Source organism: Streptomyces sp. AC627_RSS907, assembly GCF_019049165.1.
In genome coordinates, this window is record NZ_JAGMUE010001406.1 from 1 (window position 1) to 636 (window position 636).

Below are 636 nucleotides of genomic sequence, written 5' to 3' on the forward strand. Positions count from 1 at the left end.
GTCTGCGGACCGGCCGCCGACCGCGACGACTGGCGAGCCCCGGACACCCGGGTCGTCCACACCTCCGACGTACTGGGCCGCCGCGGCACGTACACCCTGCGCATCCCGGTCGGGCGCGCTGACCACCCGTTCTACCTGCGGCTGCGCGGCAGCGACGGCAAGCGCCACGGCGCGGGCTTCCTCGGCGCGAGGATCGACCCCCACGGCCCGCTTCCCCACGAACCCGGCAAAGGTGACCCGTGGCTCGACACGTGGTTCTACACCAACCCGATCTTCGTGGACGTCACACGCTGACGGCCGTGATCCCCTGGGGCGGCAGGCGAGCGGAAGCCGGTTTGCCGCCCCCGGGCGCGTCGGCCGGGGTGGTGATGTGCGTCGCCATTGATCTCTGACGTGCCTGGTGGCCTGCTGTTTTCTGTGTCATTCGGCAAGGACGAGGTCGTGCGAGCGGGCACGGACTTCGCGGTGAAGGCGGCTCGCGCCGGATAGTTCCCATGCCTCGCAGTCGCTGCGGTCGCCCGCCACTGGTTGGCCGACCGCGACGACGAGCCGGGTGTCGGTGTCAGTGTCGATGACGACCTGGTGGTTGGTGGAGTACGGGTGGTTCCTGGACTGCTCGGCGATGGTGTGGCTACG

Annotated in this window: 2 pseudogenes; one reads left to right on the forward strand and one right to left on the reverse strand. The window is 70.1% G+C overall.

Going from position 1 to position 636, the window contains the following annotated elements:
• Positions 1 to 294, forward strand: a pseudogene (locus KUM32_RS42140) (histidinol-phosphatase); the annotation flags it as partial.
• Between the two features lie 183 nt (positions 295 to 477).
• Here the strand turns inward: KUM32_RS42140 and KUM32_RS42145 are convergent.
• Positions 478 to 636, reverse strand: a pseudogene (locus tag KUM32_RS42145) (IS5/IS1182 family transposase); the annotation flags it as partial.